17 protein-coding genes are annotated in these 15031 nt (G+C 45.0%); 11 read left to right on the forward strand and 6 right to left on the reverse strand.

The features are described from left to right. Nucleotides 1–109 precede the first annotated feature (109 nt). Genes MUY27_RS05010 through arsB form a run of 5 tightly spaced genes read left to right on the forward strand, consistent with a single transcriptional unit; the run spans nucleotide 110 to nucleotide 4586 of the window. A complete protein-coding gene (locus MUY27_RS05010; RefSeq protein ID WP_245128891.1) occupies nucleotides 110–2110 on the forward strand; it encodes an ATP-binding protein in 2001 nt (666 codons plus the stop codon). 47 nt (nucleotides 2111–2157) lie between these two features. Then, complete coding sequence (locus MUY27_RS05015; protein WP_245128892.1) at nucleotides 2158–2487, forward strand: ArsR/SmtB family transcription factor; 330 nt, start codon at nucleotides 2158–2160, stop codon at nucleotides 2485–2487. Nucleotides 2488–2519: 32 nt separating this feature from the next. Further along, nucleotides 2520–3074, forward strand: a complete 555-nt coding sequence (locus MUY27_RS05020) for a DUF6428 family protein (RefSeq protein WP_245128893.1) — start codon at nucleotides 2520–2522, stop codon at nucleotides 3072–3074. 11 nt (nucleotides 3075–3085) lie between these two features. Continuing rightward, entirely contained in the window at nucleotides 3086–3520 is a 435-nt protein-coding gene (locus MUY27_RS05025) for an arsenate reductase ArsC (RefSeq protein WP_245128894.1), read from the forward strand. Continuing rightward, nucleotides 3513–4586 (forward strand): ACR3 family arsenite efflux transporter, encoded by a 1074-nt coding sequence (arsB, locus tag MUY27_RS05030; RefSeq protein ID WP_245128895.1) that lies wholly within the window; start codon nucleotides 3513–3515, stop codon nucleotides 4584–4586. The genes MUY27_RS05025 and arsB overlap by 8 nt, the downstream gene beginning before the upstream one ends. A 1-nt stretch (nucleotide 4587) precedes the next feature. Here the strand turns inward: arsB and MUY27_RS05035 are convergent, their stop codons facing one another. Next, complete coding sequence (locus MUY27_RS05035) at nucleotides 4588–4941, reverse strand: VOC family protein (protein ID WP_245128896.1); 354 nt, start codon at nucleotides 4939–4941, stop codon at nucleotides 4588–4590. Between the two features lie 21 nt (nucleotides 4942–4962). Next, a complete protein-coding gene (locus MUY27_RS05040) occupies nucleotides 4963–6270 on the reverse strand; it encodes an MFS transporter (RefSeq protein ID WP_245128897.1) in 1308 nt (435 codons plus the stop codon). A gap of 88 nt (nucleotides 6271–6358) precedes the next feature. On the opposite strand from MUY27_RS05040, the gene MUY27_RS05045 reads away from it, so the two are divergent. Further along, nucleotides 6359–6535 (forward strand): hypothetical protein, encoded by a 177-nt coding sequence (locus MUY27_RS05045; protein WP_245128898.1) that lies wholly within the window; start codon nucleotides 6359–6361, stop codon nucleotides 6533–6535. Nucleotides 6536–7070: 535 nt separating this feature from the next. On the opposite strand, the gene MUY27_RS05050 is transcribed toward MUY27_RS05045, so the two are convergent. Beyond that, nucleotides 7071–8270 carry a proline dehydrogenase family protein gene (locus MUY27_RS05050; protein WP_245128899.1) on the reverse strand — a complete coding sequence of 400 codons (1200 nt, stop codon included), beginning with the start codon at nucleotides 8268–8270 and terminating at the stop codon, nucleotides 7071–7073. Nucleotides 8271–8341: 71 nt separating this feature from the next. Here MUY27_RS05050 and MUY27_RS05055 point away from each other — a divergent pair, with 71 nt between their 5' ends. From MUY27_RS05055 to MUY27_RS05070, 4 genes are all read left to right on the forward strand, one after another. Next, a complete protein-coding gene (locus MUY27_RS05055; RefSeq protein WP_245128900.1) occupies nucleotides 8342–8548 on the forward strand; it encodes an RNA-binding S4 domain-containing protein in 207 nt (68 codons plus the stop codon). Nucleotides 8549–8550: 2 nt separating this feature from the next. Next, nucleotides 8551–9615, forward strand: a complete 1065-nt coding sequence (gene aroB / locus MUY27_RS05060; RefSeq protein ID WP_245128901.1) for a 3-dehydroquinate synthase — start codon at nucleotides 8551–8553, stop codon at nucleotides 9613–9615. A 146-nt stretch (nucleotides 9616–9761) separates the two neighbouring features. Beyond that, nucleotides 9762–10358 (forward strand): nitroreductase family protein, encoded by a 597-nt coding sequence (locus tag MUY27_RS05065; protein WP_245128902.1) that lies wholly within the window; start codon nucleotides 9762–9764, stop codon nucleotides 10356–10358. Between the two features lie 154 nt (nucleotides 10359–10512). Continuing rightward, nucleotides 10513–11325, forward strand: coding sequence for a murein L,D-transpeptidase catalytic domain family protein (locus MUY27_RS05070; protein ID WP_245128903.1), 813 nt, complete (start codon nucleotides 10513–10515; stop codon nucleotides 11323–11325). Between the two features lie 74 nt (nucleotides 11326–11399). Here the strand turns inward: MUY27_RS05070 and MUY27_RS05075 are convergent, their stop codons facing one another. Continuing rightward, nucleotides 11400–12935 (reverse strand): L,D-transpeptidase family protein, encoded by a 1536-nt coding sequence (locus MUY27_RS05075; protein WP_245128904.1) that lies wholly within the window; start codon nucleotides 12933–12935, stop codon nucleotides 11400–11402. A gap of 218 nt (nucleotides 12936–13153) precedes the next feature. Here MUY27_RS05075 and MUY27_RS05080 point away from each other — a divergent pair, with 218 nt between their 5' ends. After that, nucleotides 13154–13669: a DinB family protein gene (locus tag MUY27_RS05080; protein WP_245128905.1), complete on the forward strand. Its 516-nt coding sequence runs from the start codon at nucleotides 13154–13156 to the stop codon at nucleotides 13667–13669. Here the strand turns inward: MUY27_RS05080 and MUY27_RS05085 are convergent. Beyond that, complete coding sequence (locus tag MUY27_RS05085) at nucleotides 13653–14231, reverse strand: chemotaxis protein CheB (protein WP_245128906.1); 579 nt, start codon at nucleotides 14229–14231, stop codon at nucleotides 13653–13655. The genes MUY27_RS05080 and MUY27_RS05085 overlap by 17 nt on opposite strands. Further along, nucleotides 14213–15031 (reverse strand): CheR family methyltransferase, encoded by an 819-nt coding sequence (locus MUY27_RS05090; RefSeq protein WP_245128907.1) that lies wholly within the window; start codon nucleotides 15029–15031, stop codon nucleotides 14213–14215. Before MUY27_RS05090 ends, MUY27_RS05085 begins: the two co-directional genes overlap by 19 nt.

A 15031-nucleotide genomic window follows, 5' to 3' on the forward strand; every position in this document is an offset into this window, starting at 1 on the left:
ATTAAAACTTCGCAACATTCGTTATACAATAATGGTATAAAAGGATATTGGCGCAGAAATACTTTTCTTAGAACGAAACATTCATTACATTTACCGCTACTGTTGATTGATGCCCGAGTTGAAGTTGAGACTGCTTATTTTCATAAGCCTGCTTACCCCGTTTTTAAGTAAGGCTCAACCGGTTACGCTCCCCGAAAAGACTTCCCAAATTGAAAAATACAACAAACTGATCAGCCGGTACCGGTATGATAACCCGGATTCTGCTTTGTTTTTCGTAAACAAAGGGCTGGAAGAAGCCAGGAAAAATAACGACAAAGCCGGGCGTGCCCTGATGCTGAACCAGTTGGGCATGATCAATGACAACCGGGGGCAGTTTGTAGACTCGCGGGCTAATTACCTGGAAGCATTAGGCCTGTACAAAGTGGTGAAAGACAAGAAAGGCATGGCTACGGAAAACATCCGCCTGGGTGTGGTTGAAATGCGTAAAGGTGGTTATGATAAAGCCACCAGCTATTTCCTGGAAGCTTTAAAATTGAGTGAAAGTATTAAAGACCCTAAAGGGATCATGGAGGCCAACATTACCCTGGGCGAAGCTTATACCGGCCAACGCAGCTACGAGACAGCTTTAAATTACCTGAATATTTCCGAAAAGATCAACGATACCATTCCGCTTTCGAACCTTACGCTTAACCTTTATAACGACTTTGGGATTCTATACCGCGAGACGGGCAAATTGGAAGAGGCGAAATATTACTTTCAGAAAGGGATAGACCGGAGCAATATCCCGCAGTACCAGGGGCTGAACATTACCCTGATCAACAATTTGGCTTCTGTATACGCCAAAGAAGGGAATACTGCTTATTCCATTAAATTACAAAAAACAGCGCTTGCCAAAGCCGAAAAAATCCATAATTACATCCGCCAGCTGCAAACCCTAACGGGTTTGGCCAAAAGCTACGAAAACATCAGCGTTGACTCGAGCCTTAACTACCTGTACCGGGCAAAAGAGCTGGCTGAAGGCAGGAAAGCCTATAAACAGGTAATTGATGCCCTGCAAAGCATCGCCCAGTTATACCGAAAAAAAGGAAATTTCGAGGCCGCCTTGGATGCCAAAGAAGAAGAATATGACTTGGCGGATAAATTCTTTTACAAGGAAATGTCGCAGCAGGTTTCAAATCTGCAGGCGCAATATGAGCTTACCAAAACACAGGCAAAGATCCAGCAGTTGAACCTGATCAATAGTAAGCAATCTGCAGAGCATAACGTGATCCTTGCTGTCGCCATCTGTTCGATCATCGTGTTACTGATCATCGCCTATGCGAACTACCGAACCGGCGCTTTAAATAAACAGCTTTTAAAAGCCAACAAACAACTGGACGAATCTAACCATGTTAAAGATAAACTGTTTTCTATCCTCGGGCACGATCTGCGCTCGCCATTTATCTCTGTAATTAACCTGCTGGACTTGCTGGATGATGACGATATCCCGGAAGACAGCCGCAAAGAAATGCTTCAGGAATTGGGCCTAACCAGTAAGGCTGGCTTGGAAACACTTACCGGTTTGTTAAAATGGGGCGAAACCCAAATCAAAGGGCTAAGAATCAATCAACAGGAATTTGCGGTGCGGCCGCTCGCAGACCGGGTAACACAGCTACTATCTACCAACGCCAGCCATAAAAGCATTACCATTAAAAACAGTATCCAACCAGAACTGAACCTGATTGCTGATAGCGACCATGTAGAGTTTGTATTACGCAACCTGCTATCAAACGCCATTAAGTTTACCCGCGCGGGTGGGAAAATAAGCTTTCGCTCTCAATTTGACCCTGCTACCAACAAGGCCACAATCACCGTTAGGGATAACGGTATCGGTATTTCGCCAGACCGCTTTGAGGCTATATTTTCGCTTAAAAACGTCAGCAACAATGGCACCTTCAACGAAAAAGGAACCAGCTTGGGGCTGGTGATGTGCAAAGAATTTATAGAAGCCAACAACGGTTCTATCAGCGTAAGAAGCGCACCGGGTTCGGGGTCCGACTTTTCCTTCATCCTTAACGCCACCATGAAACCTGTTAACGAGCCGCAGCCGCGCCGCGAAAAACAAGTTTAACTCAGAAACTTTTTATTTTATCAAATTAATCGTAATATTGCGATTAAATGGGCGCATCTAAAACAGAAATATTTACGGCAGAACAAAACAGGCTGGCTATCATGCTGAAAGCACTGGCGCATCCGGCCCGGATTGCCATCATTCAGGAACTTATAAAAGCCAACGCTTGTATTTGCGGCGACCTGGTAAATGAAGTTGGTTTGGCGCAGGCAACTATATCGCAGCACTTAAAAGCTTTGAAAGAAGCCGGCATTATTAAAGGTACGGTAGACGGCGTAAGCGTGTGCTATTGTATTGATGAAACCGTTTGGAAGTTTTTTGAACAGGAATTAGGCGCTTTCTTTGGCAAATACAAACCGATGAATAGCTGTTGTTAAAATTTTTTGAACAAATCAATCGTAATATTACAATGAATAATCCAATTACATGGGGCGAGTTCCTTCAGCAGCTGACAGACCACCCAGCACTTGATCTTCAATTTCAATACGAAGCCGGTAAATGGGTAAAACCATCGTACCACATTACTGAAATTAAACTGGCGCCCATTACATCCGTTGATTGCGGAGGAGTGGTAAATAAATGGACAGAAGTAATCGTACAGCTATTGGAACCCGAGAACGAGCAGCAACTGCGCGCCATGAAAGTACGCAAAGCTTTATCTATCATAGATATTGTGCAAAAAGCAGTGCCATTGGCTTCAGACGCAGTTGTAAAAATAGAATTCGGTAATTCCACCTTCGCTACAAGACAAATGCTTCCGGCGGCTATCCATATACACGGCGAAAACCTGGTGATAGATCTACAGGCAGATGCCGTACAATGCAAGGCAGAAACCCGTGGCGGTTCTTGCGGAACAGGCGCTGAGACGGAAGCTTGCTGCGTACCTGCCGCAAAACCTAAAGTAGCATTAAAAAACCTGGCGACAGAAACAGCTTGTTGTACACCCGGATCTGGCTGCTGCTAATTAAATATCAGATGAAGAATATCTTAGTATTATGCACCGGCAATAGTTGCCGCAGCCAGTTGGCAGAAGGTTATTTAAGACACTTTTTAAAAGGCACCGCCAATGTTTACAGCGCGGGTATTGAAACACACGGCGTAAATCCAAAAGCGATAGCCGTTATGGCCGAGGATGGCATCGACATCTCCAATCATACCTCTAACCATGTGGACGAATATGCCGCAATCCGTTTTGATTACGTGATTACGGTTTGTGATAACGCCAACGAAGCCTGCCCTTATTTTCCAGGTGACGTTAAACGCCTGCACTATAACTTTCCGGATCCGGCCAAAGCAACGGGAACCGAAGAAGAAGTGATGAAAGAATTCAGAAGGGTAAGAAATCTTATTAAAGGATATGTGCTCCGTTTTGTAATGGAAAACATGAAGCATCAAGGTAGAAATGAATAATTGTGCACCCGCGGTAAGCAGGAAAAAGCTGGGCTTTTTAGACCGCTATCTCACCCTTTGGATATTTGCTGCTATGGCGATAGGCGTAGCCTTGGGTTATTACATTCCGGGTTTACCAGCCCGTATAAATGCTTACTCTGTAGGTACAACAAATATCCCTATCGCAATCGGCCTTATTATGATGATGTATCCGCCGCTGGCTAAGGTGAAATTTGAGACGCTGGGCAAGGTATTCGACAACAAAAAGGCCCTTGCGCTGTCGTTGATCCTTAATTGGGTCATCGGCCCTTTATTAATGTTTATTCTTGCTGTAGTTTTTTTGAATGATGAACCCGAATATATGACCGGGCTGATCCTGATCGGCCTGGCAAGATGTATCGCCATGGTAATTGTGTGGAACGACCTGGCCGACGGTAACCGGGAATACGCCGCGGGATTGGTTGCGCTGAACAGTATCTTCCAGGTATTCCTCTACAGTGTTTACGCGTGGTTCTTTTTTTCGATATTACTACCGCTGGTCGGCTTCAAAGACTACGAAGTAACTATCGGTATGGGCGAAATAGCCAAATCGGTAGGTGTTTATTTAGGGATCCCATTTGGGGCGGGAGTCATTAGCAGAGCGGTTCTGATACGATTAAAAGGCAGCGATTGGTTCAACAAAAAATTCATCCCCGCAATCTCCCCTATCACTTTAATTGCTTTATTATTTACCATCGTCGTGATGTTTAGCCTGAAAGGGCAACTCATCGTAAAAATCCCTTTGGATGTTATGCGGATCGCGATACCTCTGGTGATCTACTTTGCCATCATGTTCCTCATCAGCTTTGCTTTTGGCAAATTCATGAAAGTCGACTATTCACAAAACGCCGCGATTGCCTTCACGGCGGCCGGCAATAATTTCGAACTGGCCATCGCCGTTGCGATAGCAGTATTCGGGATCAACTCTGGCGAAGCCTTTGCCGGGGTAATCGGCCCACTGGTAGAAGTACCGGCTTTAATTGCGCTGGTCAACGTGGCTTTCATGTTCCGAAGAAAGTATGAGAAGGCAGCTACAGCAGGGGCCTGATTTACTTTTGGTGCAAGCTTAAAGCATTACCATCAGGGTCTTTAACGGTTGCAAACCTTCCCCATGGGGTTTTACTAATTGGCTCCACGGTAATACCCTTTGCTTCCAATGCTGCAATTTCTTCGTCCAAATTATCTACGGTAATCACTAATCCCCGTACAGAACCGGGTACCATGCTTTCAAACCAGTTGACAAGCGTAATTGTAGTCTGTGTATCCGGCAAACCCAACTGTACCCAGTGCTGACCTGGACCGGCCGGGGCTTCCACAATAATTTCAAAGCCCAAATGTGTGTAAAACGCTTTGGCACGCTGCTGATCTGTAACCGGGATAGAAATGATCGAGATGGTTTTCATTTGGTCAAATTAAATTATTAATTAATACTGATTATCCTCCAACCGGGATGTTTTATCCGGGTCCGGAATTACCAGGCTTACCACCAGCGATATCAACGAGCACACCGCAATGTACCAAAAGAACCAATTGTTATGCCCCCATTTTTTAAAGGTAAGCGCAACGGTTTCCGCTGTTCCGCCAAAGATGGCAACGGTAAGTGCATACGGCAGACTGACACCAAGCGTACGGATATTTACCGGAAAAAGCTCTGCTTTGATGATAGCCGAAATAGACGTACAAAGGCTCAGGATCACCAGCGCGAGCGAGATCAGCAATGTTGCCGTCCAAAAGTTATGAGTAGCGCTTAAAGCCATCATAATGGGCACCGTTGCCACCATACTCACCATGCCATAAATGATCATTACACGCTTGCGGCCTATTTTATCGCTGATGATACCCGAAACCGGCTGCGCCAGCATAAACACCACCAAAACAATCAAGGTGATCAGTGTAGAGTCTGCTTTGGAAAACTTTGCCGTATTAACCAGGAATTTCTGGATGTAGGTAGTAAATGTGTAAAAAGCCACTGTAGTACCAATGGTAAAGCCCACGATGATGGCTGTCTCTTTAGGATATTTCAGCAACTCCTTTACTGTACCGCGTTTACTTTCGGCCACCTTTTCTTTCACAAACGAAGTAGTCTCGGGTAAGTTACGCCGCAGGTAAATAGTAGAAAGTGCAAGCACTGCACCGATACCAAACGGGATACGCCATCCCCAGCTACCCAATTGCGTTGTAGTTAAAAAATATCGTTGTAGTAAAAGCAATACAATTAGTGCTAAAATCTGTCCACAAGTTGTTGTGATGTATTGAAAACTGGAATAAAACCCGCGATGTCGTCTCGGAGCAATTTCACTTAAATAAGTAGCTGCCGTACCATATTCCCCGCCTATACTAATGCCCTGGAACAGCCTGGCCAGCACTAATATAATCGGCGCAGCAATACCAATATGATGGTAATCCGGAACGAAAGTGATAGCTAAAGAACCGGCGCTCATGATCAGTACAGATAAGGTCAACGCTGCCTTTCTACCCTTTTTATCTGCATAAGCGCCCATCAGCCAACCACCTATCGGTCTCATTAAGAAACCAATAGCAAAAATACCGGCGGTGTTCAGTAGTTGCGAAGTTTCATCATCATTAGGGAAAAATGCCGAACTGAAGTATAAAGCAAATACCGAATAAGCGTACCAATCGTACCACTCTACCAGGTTACCAATAGACCCGCCAAGTACAGATTTAAACCTGAACTTGCGGGCGTCAACCACTTGCGCTTCAGCTTGCTTCATGGCTAAAAGTATTTAAAAAAATTTAATTGCAACAAGCTGTTTTCTATGGCATAACAATTGGGCAATTCTCATTAAATCCGAAAAAGCCATGAGTTCAGCATTTGTAAGAGAGAGAGATAACAGCGGGATCAGCTGTACTTCATTAAGCAGCTATATTCAACAGATCAACAATAATGGTCGCATGATCAATCAAAATCTGTTCAACCATACACCTGGTGCCAATATGCTGTACAGAGAGCATGCGCACCAGACTAAAAAGAAATAACATCTACCAATTATAAACCGCAGTTGAATTATTGCGGGGAAAAACCTTCAAAGGCTGTAGTGTAAAACTATAGCCTTTGTTGTTTATATAAAATCGTATTATATCTTATCTAGCTACATAACCTGCAAACCTTTTATGCATTGTTACGACTGTTACTTTTTCTTGGCCGTCAAGAAAAAGTAACCAAAAAGAACTCGTCGCTGTCACCGCAGGCTATGTACTGGTTCTGCCACTGCAAAGCCTGTGTTTGTCGCCTGCGCTGGATGCGACAGTCTAAGACGGTCACGTTCCGTTCGTGACTTTAGTTTTTTGTTTAAGGCTGGCAACCAGCTTTGGGAATAAGCAAAACAGATCGGCTGAAATGTGCGATTCAAGCGAAAACCTCTCCCCAACTCCTCTCCTGAAGAGCTTTAAAGTCCTCCTTGGGGAGAATTTAGGTCGGGCTATCGTCAATAGCTATCGTTGTCGGTGTTTCTGGTTTGCTTGAGCTAAGGGAAAAGTGCGGCAGAAAAAGCATATTGCCGGCTAGGGGCCTCTACTTCCTCCGCTTCCGTTCTTTAACAATCAGGCTTAATTCGCGGCTCATCTGCCCTGCAATGGCTGTATTTTCCTGCGCCCGGCGGAACAAGTAAGGTAGCACAGCCTTCACCGGGCCGTAAGGCACATATTTCACAACATTGTAACCTGCCTCGGCAAGGTTAAAACTGAGGTTATCGCTCATGCCTAACAATTGTGAGAAATACACATGCGGGTGATTATGCGCGATATTTGCTTTGTCCATCAATTGCACCAACAGCGCGCAGCTATCTTCATTATGGGTACCAGCAACAAATGCGATACGTTCTACATGGTCAATGCAAAACCTTAACGCCTGGTTATAATCATGGTCTGTAGCAGCTTTATCCGGCTGGATTGGCGAAGGATAGCCCATCTCTGCCGCACGCTTGCGTTCTTTTTCCATATAAGCACCACGCACCAGCTTAGCACCGAGTACAAAACCCTCGCGGCTGGCTACGGCATAATCATCTTTAAGCGATTGCAATTTATCGTGACGATAGATCTGGTAGGTATTGTAAACAATGGCCTTATACTGGTTAAATCGGCGCATCATATCCAGCGCGAGCTGGTCAATCGTCTTCTGGATCCAGCTTTCCTCGGCGTCGATCATCACCGGCACACCCGAAGTAAAGGCCTTTTCACAAATAGCCAGTACACGCGCTTTCACTTTTTGCCATTCGCGGTCTTCTTCCGCGTTAAGCGCTGCGCCGGTGTCCAGCTTTTCCAGTAAACCAAAACGGGCGACGCCGGTTACTTTAAATACCGTCAACGGAATGGCTTTATCGCCGGTAGCACGTACAATGGTCCGGATAATCTCGTCGCGCGTTGCGTCGAAAACTGCTTCCTCGTCTTCACCCTCAACAGAATAGTCCAGGATAGTTCCTACATTACCGGCCTGCAGGTTTTTAATTGCTAAATCACACTCGGCAATCGTCTCCCCGCCGCAAAACTGCTTGAAAATGGTCGCCTTGATCAGCCCCTTAATTGGCAAGCCTATTTTAAGTGCGGCATTGGTAATCCCGGGCCCTACTTTTACCAGTGTGTTACTATTGATGGCTTTAAACAACCAATAGGCACGGTCAAGGTCGGCATTGGTCAGATGTTTAAAAGCAATTTCTGTATTATCAAAAGATAGTGAGGTACCTGCGGTTGAAGCGGAAATATTATTTTCAAGCATGGTGCAAAATTAGAAAATGCCAATTAGATAACTCATTATTCTTTGAATAGTTTAAATTTGCCGCCGTAACCATGATCGAGTTTGAGCTAAACGGAGAGTATATACCGCTGATTCAGTTGCTGAAGGCCACTAACCTGGTACAAACAGGCGGCGAAGCGCAGATAGTGGTATCGGAGGGCGAGGTAAGTTATAACGGACAGATCGATACGCGTAAAAGGCTTAAAGTGCGTAAAGGTGACGTTATTGAGTTCCGTGGCCAGCAGGTCAGGGTAATTTAATTATGGATACGATACAGAGTTTAGGCTACAATGTATATTTCAATGATAGCCTTACAGAGCTGGTAAATTTTATTCAGCAAGGAAAATATTCTAAAGTTTTTATTCTTTCAGACGACCAGACGAGCAACTGCTGCCTTCCCGCTGTAACAGAACGTCTTGACGGCGTAACCCCTTACGATTTAATCGAGATCTCATCCGGCGAAGCCAACAAAACCATCGACTTCTGTATCGGTGTTTGGAAGATGCTGATTGATTTCGGAGCCGACCGTCATAGCCTGCTGATTAATGTAGGCGGTGGTGTGGTTACCGATCTGGGCGGTTTTGTGGCCAGCACCTTTAAACGTGGTTTCGATTTTGTAAACGTGCCCACTACCCTGCTTTCGCAGGTGGATGCTTCTGTAGGTGGCAAAACCGGCGTAGACCTGGACAGCATTAAAAACATCATCGGTACGTTTACCCAGCCAAAAGCGGTTTTTGTTCACCCGGGTTTCCTGGAAACATTGCCAGAGCGGCAGGTACGTTCGGGTTTGGCTGAAATGCTGAAACACGGGCTGATTGATGATGAAGCTTACTGGGACGAATTAAAAAATAGTGATCTTTCTGTTCCAAACCCCGAATTAGTTTTTAAATCGGTAGTGATAAAAAATAAGATCGTGCTGGACGATCCGCTGGAAAAAGGGCGCCGCAAATGCCTGAATTTCGGCCATACGATTGGCCACGCCGTGGAAACTTTCTCACTCGACAATGATGGTGACCATCTGACACACGGTGAAGCCATCGCCATCGGTATGATCTGCGAAGGCTGGCTATCGGTACAAAAAGCCGGCTTGAAACAAGAGGAACTGGAAGAAATCATCAGCGTTCTTACCCGCGTTTATCCTAAATATCATCTGGATGATTCCTGCTATACCGTACTGAACAGCCTGATGAAAAAAGACAAAAAGAACGAAGGCGATAACATTAACTGCACGCTGATAAGCAAAATAGGCGCCTGCGCCATCAACCAGATCTGTACAGAAGATGAACTTTGCGAAAGCCTAAAATTCTACGCTTCGCTGAATTTCTAAAGGTTTTATTGGTCTTCCGTTATAAAACACGAGCTACAATGAGGGGTGTACTATCTGCTGATCGTACACCCTTTTTATGTAACGCTACGCCTATTTCTGCTTCACTCAAAATCTCGATTTAGACAACTTTCGCTACCTTTGCCGCTATGGATAATCAAGATTTTGTAACGATCAGTAATATTATTAAAAGCCGCCGTACGGTGAAGGCCGCAGCCATGAACGGCAATAAAATACCTAACGGCCACGTAGCAGCCCTGCTCGAACTGGCCGATTGGGCACCTAACCACGGCTCTACAGAACCCTGGCGTTTTGTAGTGTATGAAAACCCGGCAGATTTCTGCCAACAGCATGCGGGTTTGTATAAAGAGCATACGCCTGCAGAAAATTTTAACGAAACCAGCTACAACAACTTCATGACGCAGGGTAACAAGGCTTCGCATGTACTGGTAGCCGTTATGAAACGTGGCGACCTGCCCAAGATCCCGGTATTTGAAGAGATCATCGCAGCTTCATGCGCTGTTGAAAACCTGCTATTAGGCGCTACAGCGTTAAACATCGTTGGATTCTGGAGCACCGGCGGCATGATCTTGAAACAGCCGATGAAAGATTTTCTTCAACTAGGCGAAGAAGACCATGTATTGGGCGTTCTTTACCTGGGCTATGCAGACGAAAAACCAGAAGGCCGTCGGAAAATACCGCTGGAAGAAAAAGTAAAATGGGTTGCTGCAGCGGCAAACAATTAACTGCCAGAATAATTTATTAATTTATAATGAGATTTTAATGACTGTTAAAATCTCATTTCTTTTTATATTTGTGATACAAATCACAATCAAACAATTATAAAACTCTGACTTAAACCTGTTATATTGTCTAAAACTATTGATTAAAAAACAGGATATGAAGAAAACGTTTGGATGGGCAGCAGGCATTTTATTGGGTATTGGCGTAATAGCCACCAGTTTTAAGCCCGCCCCGATAGCTAAAGCAGATACTTTGGCAACGGCGACAACTGTTGCAACCGATGCAAATTCATTAAGCGCCCGTTTCGGCCAGTTTGCCTCAAATGTATACCAGGGTGCAGCTTTGGAACAATCAGGCTTAAGCTTAGCTGTATTTGAGAAAGCACTTACCGGTTTCTATAACTTAAAGTTAGCTCACAAACTTCCGCAGAAAAGCCAGGTGCTTACCGTGGTAGATTTTACCTTGCCAAGCCGCGCAAAACGCATGTGGATCATCGATCTGGCTAATAAAGCTTTATTGCTGAATACGTGGGTAGCACACGGGCAAGGCAGTGGCGATGATGTAGCAACCAAATTCTCTAATACAGAAGAATCGCACCAAAGCAGCCTTGGTTTCTATGTAACCGACGATATTTATTTTGGTAAACATGGCCGTTCACTTCGTTTGGATGGTATGGATGCAGGCTTTAACAACCTGGCCCGTCAGCGCGCTATTGTGATCCATGCGGCAGATTATGTTTGCCAAAACACTATTAATCAGCTTGGCCGTTTAGGTCGCAGCTTTGGTTGCCCGGCGGTATCACCTTTAGTAGCAAATCAGGTAATCAATACTTTAAAAGGCAGAAACATGTTGTTCATTAACGGTAATGACAACCGTTACAACTCCAGATATTTAAATACAGAATTAGCTGCAAGTGCCGCCCTTGGTACGGATACCGCTGGCAAACAACCCTTAACTGCAGCTTTATAATACTTCGAAATTTCTATAAGCAGAAAATGCCCGGCTATATCAACCCGGGCATTTTACGTAATAACATTTTATAGTTATGCAGCCAAATATTTCTGCATGTGCCCGTAAAGGACGATATCTAAGCCATACACATCAGGGCGGAATTGCAGCGTACCGCTCTCATCTGCCCAGCAGGTAACGTAGGTAATATAAACCGGAACCTTTTTAGCTAATGCTATGTCTGTAGGGTGCGGGTTATCTTCACTGATCAGTTTTTGTACCAAGCTAAACTTCGGTCCGTCGCCGAAAAGACTATGAGCCAAGTCAATTGGTTTCTCTAACCGCACGCAACCGTGGCTCACCGCGCGCATCGTCCAACCAAATGGTGCCTGCGCAGGAGTATCGTGCAGGTAAACGCTGCTCTTGTTAGGGAACAGGAATTTAATTTTACCTAACGAGTTGTCAGAGCCTGGCTTTTGCTTAAACTGGTATTCGGATAAATTAACGGAACCCCAGTCGACATTTTCGGTATCATCCATTTTCTGACCATTGTGGTACACCTCCATATTGTTGTTATCCAGGTAATAAGGGTCAGCTTTAGCATGTTCCACAATTTCCTTGCTGACAATGCTTTGCGGGATATTCCAAATAGGGTTTACCTGCGCTTCATAGATCATGCTGTTTAATTGAGGCGTCTCGCGCGAAAACGGACGGTCTACTTTGTCACTTTCATCATACTCTACCAATGTATTTTCCTTGTCTTTATTGCGGCCCTCTCCTACACAAACCTTCATATTTAATGTGGAATGCCCGTTTTCCATTACGTCTAACTGAAACGCAGGGATATTTACAATTACATATTTAGCTTCCCCGGGTTTGTTTTTCCAACGCAGGCGTTCCAGGTTCACTTTTATGGCGCGCTCGGTTTCTTCTTTAGACATCCCTGGCGCGGTTACGCCTTGCGTCAACGCCTTTTGTAAAGCAATATATTGGGGATTTTTAGGCTGGATGCTATCCAGGTAGGTACGGAAGTTGCTCACCTGAAGCACACCTCTTGCTGTTGTACTGTCTGGGCGTAGTGTTTTGGTAAAATAACGTGCGTAAATACGGCGCGGGCTGATGATCCCATATTGGAGGGCGTTCGAATAATTGATCATCACATTAGCGGTAAGTATTTCCAGCTTCGCCATATCCTGGTATGCTTCTTCGGTGGTTTTGATCCCCTTTTTATCATAGAACTTCTTCAGGAGTTCGTTATACTCCTGGGCGCTGAAAATCTTAGGGTCGAGGCCATGAGCGGCTGCTTTGCTTAGGTAATCTGCCAACACTTTCAGGTCGTCATTCTTCAGATGGTCCATCACAAACACCGGATCGTACTCGTGCTGCTGGTACCAGCTGAGTATTGTTGAAGCATTGTTTAGTTTAGATTTCTTATCATTCAGCATCTGTTCAAAAACAGGCTGAAAGCCTTCGGGTGTTACGTTTTTGAATACTTTATTTTTCGTTTTATCGTAAAGTTCGCGGCCCATGTCAGAGCGGCTTTTTTTACAGCTGTCGAGAACAAACAGAACAGCGCAGATCAGCAAAAACGAGGAAAGGCCGGTTTTTAACTTATGGTAATTAATGTTCATAGGGATTATCTTAAAATATGCCGAACTAAAGCAATAGGTGTACCATGATCATAAATGGTTCAAAATAAAGCAATAATGCGATATATAAAACAAGAAGGAGCTTTAGTTGTCGGTAAAACAGCGCATTTTCTTAGCATTTAGTGTAGCATCACCAATACGTCATTTCTAACTAGGGCAATCAAAACATTCGCATCAACGTTTACATTTGAATATCCGCTATGACGAACCCATTATTACCCGAAGTATGGCTGCGCGGGCCTTTACAGGATGTGTCGGCATTATTACAACCTGTTGCACACGCACTATTGCAAGCATGCGAAGAAGTAAACAGCCTGATGATTAATTTCCCGGAAAAGCAGTTATTTGATAAAGTAGCCGGAATGGCATCGCCGGCGTTCCACCTTCAGCATATGGCCGGCGTGCTCGACCGCCTGTTTACCTATGCCCACGGACACGCCCTGACCGCAGAACAGCTGCATTACCTTGCAAATGAAGGAAAACTGGACACCAGTATTACTTTGAAAGAATTACTTGATCTTTTTAACCAGCGGATTGATGACGCGATAGCCGCCTTAAAGCAATTTGACGAAACGCAGCTGACAGATTTCAGAGGTGTTGGGCGAAAGCAGCTACCATCTACCGTGATCGGTTTGCTGGTACATTCAGCAGAACATACCATGAGGCATACCGGTCAGTTGCTGGTTACCGTGAATGTACTTAAAGGCTGTCAATAAAACCCGGGATATCCTGAATGCCCAATATGCGTTCAACTTTAAGCTGATTAACTGCAGCCTGTGGCATGTAAGGTACCTGCGCGCTGGACGGATCCTGAACGGCAATGATTCCGCCGTGTTCCTGGATCACCTGCAGGCCATCTACACCATCGGCATTTGCACCGGACAACAATATCCCGACAGTGCCTTTTCCGTAGGCTTCGGCGGCGCTTTCAAAAGTAACATCAATACTTGGGCGCGAATAATTGATCTTTTCAGAGTCGTCCAGCGAGAAGTGCTTATCGCGTTCAACCAGCAAATGGTAATCAGGCGGCGCCAGGTAGATCATTCCCGGTATAATCGGATCTTTGTCATCTGCCTCTTTCACCACCAGTTTCGCCCGATGGGCCATCAGGGTGCTCAGGCTCGAATCTGAATCGCTTTTACGGTGTAATACAACAACTACAGGTATTCGCAGGGTTGGTTTCAGGTGCTGCAGTATAAACATAATCACCGGAAGACTACCTGCAGAACCACCAATCACCACCAGTTTTTCCTCGTCTCTTAGTGAATCTTTCGCCATATTTTTTCTTTACTTTCCTGCCTGTACCGGTTGGCTATGGGCGAAAACTTAATAGTTTCTTTACTGCCTACCGCCAGGTAACCGAGTTTTTCAAGGCTTTCGTCGAAAAGTGCAAAAACCCTGCCCTGCAATTCTTTTTCGAAATAGATCAGCACATTACGGCACATAATTAACTGAAACTGGTTGAAAGAACTTTCCGAAACCAGGTTATGGGTAGAGAAAACCATGCGCCTGCTCAACTCTTCGTCAAACTTTGCGCTGTTATAACTCGCTGTGTAGTAGCTGGAAAAATCCTCTTTACCACCAGAAGCAATATAGTTTTCGGAGTACTGCTTCATCTGGCTGAGGGGAAATATCCCCGTAGCCGCTTTTTGCAAAACCTGCGTATTAATATCCGTAGCGTATAGTAACGATTTGTGCAATAAATTGGCCTCTTTGAGCAATATTGCCATCGAATACACTTCCTCGCCGGTGGAGCATCCCGCGTGCCATATCCTTATAAAAGGATACGTGGCCAGCACGGGTAATACTTCTGTCCTTAAGGCATGGTAAAAAGCCGGATCACGGAACATTTCGGTCACATTCACCGTAATTTGTTCTACACACCGTCTGGCATATTCAGCGTCGTTGCGCACCTGGTAGCGTAACTCAGCAAAGCTCGGAAACCTGTCGAGGGTAAACAGGCGGTTCAGCCTGCGCTTCAGCGAAGCCTTGGCATAATCTGTAAAATCGTATCCGTAAAGCTCGAGCAGGTCTGAAAGCAACAACGCCATTTCCTGCTCACCGATAGCGTTATCCAT

This window comes from Mucilaginibacter straminoryzae (assembly GCF_022953055.1).
GTDB lineage: Bacteria > Bacteroidota > Bacteroidia > Sphingobacteriales > Sphingobacteriaceae > Mucilaginibacter > Mucilaginibacter straminoryzae.

What these genes read in the sequence shown, in the direction of transcription:
- MUY27_RS05010 (WP_245128891.1), top strand. Translation starts at nt 110, where the DNA reads ATGCCCGAGTTGAAGTTGAGACTGCTTATTTTCATAAGCCTGCTTACC.
- arsB (WP_245128895.1), top strand. Translation starts at nt 3,513, where the DNA reads ATGAATAATTGTGCACCCGCGGTAAGCAGGAAAAAGCTGGGCTTTTTA.
- MUY27_RS05035 (WP_245128896.1), bottom strand. Translation starts at nt 4,941, where the DNA reads ATGAAAACCATCTCGATCATTTCTATCCCGGTTACAGATCAGCAGCGT.
- MUY27_RS05070 (WP_245128903.1), top strand. Translation starts at nt 10,513, where the DNA reads ATGAAGAAAACGTTTGGATGGGCAGCAGGCATTTTATTGGGTATTGGC.
- MUY27_RS05040 (WP_245128897.1), bottom strand. Translation starts at nt 6,270, where the DNA reads ATGAAGCAAGCTGAAGCGCAAGTGGTTGACGCCCGCAAGTTCAGGTTT.
- MUY27_RS05045 (WP_245128898.1), top strand. Translation starts at nt 6,359, where the DNA reads ATGAGTTCAGCATTTGTAAGAGAGAGAGATAACAGCGGGATCAGCTGT.
- MUY27_RS05090 (WP_245128907.1), bottom strand. Translation starts at nt 15,031, where the DNA reads ATGGATAACGCTATCGGTGAGCAGGAAATGGCGTTGTTGCTTTCAGAC.
- MUY27_RS05020 (WP_245128893.1), top strand. Translation starts at nt 2,520, where the DNA reads ATGAATAATCCAATTACATGGGGCGAGTTCCTTCAGCAGCTGACAGAC.
- MUY27_RS05085 (WP_245128906.1), bottom strand. Translation starts at nt 14,231, where the DNA reads ATGGCGAAAGATTCACTAAGAGACGAGGAAAAACTGGTGGTGATTGGT.
- MUY27_RS05065 (WP_245128902.1), top strand. Translation starts at nt 9,762, where the DNA reads ATGGATAATCAAGATTTTGTAACGATCAGTAATATTATTAAAAGCCGC.
- MUY27_RS05025 (WP_245128894.1), top strand. Translation starts at nt 3,086, where the DNA reads ATGAAGAATATCTTAGTATTATGCACCGGCAATAGTTGCCGCAGCCAG.
- MUY27_RS05080 (WP_245128905.1), top strand. Translation starts at nt 13,154, where the DNA reads ATGACGAACCCATTATTACCCGAAGTATGGCTGCGCGGGCCTTTACAG.
- aroB (WP_245128901.1), top strand. Translation starts at nt 8,551, where the DNA reads ATGGATACGATACAGAGTTTAGGCTACAATGTATATTTCAATGATAGC.
- MUY27_RS05015 (WP_245128892.1), top strand. Translation starts at nt 2,158, where the DNA reads ATGGGCGCATCTAAAACAGAAATATTTACGGCAGAACAAAACAGGCTG.
- MUY27_RS05055 (WP_245128900.1), top strand. Translation starts at nt 8,342, where the DNA reads ATGATCGAGTTTGAGCTAAACGGAGAGTATATACCGCTGATTCAGTTG.
- MUY27_RS05075 (WP_245128904.1), bottom strand. Translation starts at nt 12,935, where the DNA reads ATGAACATTAATTACCATAAGTTAAAAACCGGCCTTTCCTCGTTTTTG.
- MUY27_RS05050 (WP_245128899.1), bottom strand. Translation starts at nt 8,270, where the DNA reads ATGCTTGAAAATAATATTTCCGCTTCAACCGCAGGTACCTCACTATCT.